At 63.5% G+C, this 1,267-nt stretch carries 2 protein-coding genes; both read right to left on the reverse strand.

Annotation, left to right across the window (positions count from 1 at the left end; genetic code table 11):
* Window positions 1-912 (reverse strand): DDE-type integrase/transposase/recombinase (locus LOK44_RS29625; RefSeq protein ID WP_237573662.1); only part of this gene is annotated, 912 nt, incomplete at its 3' end.
* Window positions 855-1,199: a transposase gene (locus tag LOK44_RS29630; RefSeq protein ID WP_237573663.1), complete on the reverse strand. Its 345-nt coding sequence runs from the start codon at window positions 1,197-1,199 to the stop codon at window positions 855-857. The genes LOK44_RS29630 and LOK44_RS29625, both read right to left, overlap by 58 nt.
* Window positions 1,200-1,267 lie beyond the last annotated feature (68 nt).

The following is a 1,267-nucleotide window of genomic DNA, read 5'->3' on the forward strand; positions in this document are numbered from 1 at the left end:
GTAGATGACGCGAAAGCGGTGGGCTTCCATGTCGAGGGCATCACCGTCGCCGATGTAGCCGCGGAAGAGGTGCTCGTATTTCAGCGTCTCGAAGAATCGCTCGATGACGCCGTTGGTCTGCGGTGATTTGATGCGGGTGCGGATGTGCCGGAGCAGCGGGTCATGGCCGGTGAACAGAGTCTGGAAGTCTTTTCCGCGGTAGCAGGGGCCGTTGTCGGACACGATGGCGATGGGTGCAGGTGTGCGGCCGATGATGTTGTCCTCGGCGTCGAGGACGTCCATTTCGCCGCGATCTAGGCGCAGGTCAGCCAGGTTCAGTACGTGGGCGGCTTCCTCCACGGCGAGCCGTATGCAGCGCACTGCGTCGCGGCCCCGGCTGGTCGGGGTGACGGTGATGGCCAGGCAGTACTTGCTGACGTAATCGATCACCGCGCTGATCCGCCATATTCCACCGTGGGCGGTTTCGAACTCCGAGAAGTCGGTCTGCCATACCCGGTTGCGCTCTGTTGGCGGGTCGTGAAATACGCGTCGGCGCACCGCTGCCCATGATCTACGGTCGGCGCGGAAGCCTTGCGGTAGCAGCAGGCCACGGCGTCGCAATGCTCGCTGGACCGAGGAATTGGTGACCTCGTGTCCGTCTGCGCGCATCAGGGCGCCGATCTTGCGGTAACCCCAGGCGGGCCATTCTTCGGCGTACTTGGCGGCCAGCTCTTCGATGCGGTCGACAACGGGGGCTGGCCACGGCCCTTTCGGTGGGTCCCCGGCGCGTAGCCGAGCGAGCCGGCGCCGGTAGGTCCGCTCCGGAATGCCGGCCAAGACGGTGAACCTCGAAACCGGCAGACCAGCTGCTTCTCTTAGGATTTCGAGGTCTTGGAAGGGACCTGGTGAGCCAACGCCGCGCCGCGCTGCCAAATCCGCAACTGCACCGTGGCCTCGGCCAAGGCGAGCTTGAGTTCCTGGTTCTCCAGCTTCAAACGGCGTTGTTCCGGGGTTCCGGCGCGGCCTGCTGGCCCACTGGGCACTTCCTGCATCCGAGCCGATCCAGCTTCAAGGAATTGGTGCTTCCACTTCGTCATCTGCACTGCGGAGACGCCGCACCGGCGCGCTGCTTCAGCGCCGGTCATCTCTCCAGCCAATACCGCCAACACATACCGAACCTTGTCTTCAGCCGATATCTTCGACCGCCGCGACCTGGTCATCTGACACTCCTTCCGACATGTCACCAATCTTCACTCGGCGACCGTGACAAGAAGTCTGAGTCAGTGCA

This window comes from Mycolicibacterium lacusdiani (genome assembly GCF_021916785.1).
In the GTDB taxonomy this organism is placed as follows: domain Bacteria; phylum Actinomycetota; class Actinomycetes; order Mycobacteriales; family Mycobacteriaceae; genus Mycobacterium; species Mycobacterium lacusdiani.

What these genes read in the sequence shown, in the direction of transcription:
- LOK44_RS29630 (WP_237573663.1), bottom strand. Translation starts at nt 1,199, where the DNA reads ATGACCAGGTCGCGGCGGTCGAAGATATCGGCTGAAGACAAGGTTCGG.